We start from the raw sequence: 1,321 nt of genomic DNA on the forward strand, positions 1-1,321 counted from the left end.
GTGCCAAGCGCGAAGGAGACGATGCCGCGCGCCGTCGCCACCGCCGACCCCGAGGAGGAGCCGCCTGGCACAAGCGCCTCGTCGATGGCATTGCGCGGGATCGGCCAGGGCGTGCGCACGCCGACGAGGCCGGTGGCGAACTGGTCGAGATTGGTCTTGCCGACGACCAACGCACCGGCCGCTTTCAGCCGCGCCACAACGGTGGCGTCTTTCTCGGGCCAATAGGTGTATTCGGCGCAGGCGGCCGTCGTGGGCATGCCGGCGACGTCGATGTTGTCCTTGACGGCGAAGGGAATGCCCCAGAGCGGCTTTGTCGCCGGGTCGAACGGACCGAGTGCCGCGGCCTGGGCTAGGAGATCCGCCTTGGCGGTGAGATGGATGAAGATGCCCGGGTCGTCGGCCGCTTCGATGCGGGTGAAGATCGTTGCGATCACATCGCCAACGGCGAGGCCTCCCGGATAGGCTGCGTGAAGGCTCGCTATGTCGAAATGGATATCGCTCATTTCGTCTTCTCCAGAATGATCACCGGCAGGTCCCACTGGATCAGCACGACGCAACCGTCCTTCGTCCACACCGAATGCTCGGTGCCGACCGGGTTCAGGATGACGCTGCCAACGGGATAGTCGCCGTTCTCGTCGCTCTGGGTGCCTTCCAGCACGACGATGGTTTCCAGCCCGACATGTCGGTGTCGCGGCACGCTGGCGCCGGACCGGTATTTCAGGATCGCGACCGACGGCTCGACCGGCCCGCCCTTCAGCAGCCAGTGCACGCTGATGCCGTCGCGGAAATATTCGAACGCGAGATCGCGCCAGCCGCCGTCGAGCAGGCCGGCAAAGGCAAAATTAGGCATTGGCAATTCCCTCGAGCACCTGGTCGGTCGTTGCCGTCCAGCCGACGATGGCGCTCTGCGCCCGGATCATGGCTAGTGCCGCCGCCTTGAATTCGGGAAAATAGCTTTCCGTCGCGTCTTCGGCGAGCAGGCACTCATAGCCGCGATCATTGGCCTCGCGCATCGTCGTCTGCACGCAGACCTCGGTGGTGACGCCGGCGAAAACCAGCTGCTGTGCGCCGAGCCGCTTCAGCTCGCCACCGAAGCTGGTCGCGTAGAAGGCGCCCTTGCCGGGCTTTTCGATGACGATCTCGCCCGGCAGCGGCGCAAGCTCGTCGAGGATTGCGGTGCCCGGCTCTCCGACGATCAGCACGCGGCCCATCGGCCCGACATCGCCGATGCGGATCGCCGGATTGCCGCGATTGCGCTTGGCCGGCGGCAGGTCCGACAGGTCGGCGCGGTGGCACTCCATGGTGTGGATCACCGGCAGGC

The 1,321-nt window shown here is 66.0% G+C and carries 3 protein-coding genes; all 3 read right to left on the reverse strand.

Going from position 1 to position 1,321, the window contains the following annotated elements:
• Positions 1 to 503 (reverse strand): amidase family protein (locus EN750_RS34620; protein WP_245482897.1); only part of this gene is annotated, 503 nt, incomplete at its 3' end.
• On the reverse strand, positions 500 to 850 hold the full coding sequence (locus EN750_RS34625; protein WP_127399298.1) for a cupin domain-containing protein: 351 nt from the start codon (positions 848 to 850) through the stop codon (positions 500 to 502). The genes EN750_RS34620 and EN750_RS34625, both read right to left, overlap by 4 nt.
• The coding region (locus tag EN750_RS34630) for a cysteine hydrolase (RefSeq protein WP_145968210.1) at positions 843 to 1,321 on the reverse strand (479 nt) is incomplete at its 5' end. The genes EN750_RS34630 and EN750_RS34625, both read right to left, overlap by 8 nt.

The organism is Mesorhizobium sp. M7A.F.Ca.ET.027.03.2.1 (assembly GCF_003999175.1).
In the GTDB taxonomy this organism is placed as follows: domain Bacteria; phylum Pseudomonadota; class Alphaproteobacteria; order Rhizobiales; family Rhizobiaceae; genus Mesorhizobium.

Coding starts and splice junctions, on each gene's coding strand:
- EN750_RS34625 (WP_127399298.1), bottom strand. CDS start 850: ATGCCTAATTTTGCCTTTGCCGGCCTGCTCGACGGCGGCTGGCGCGAT.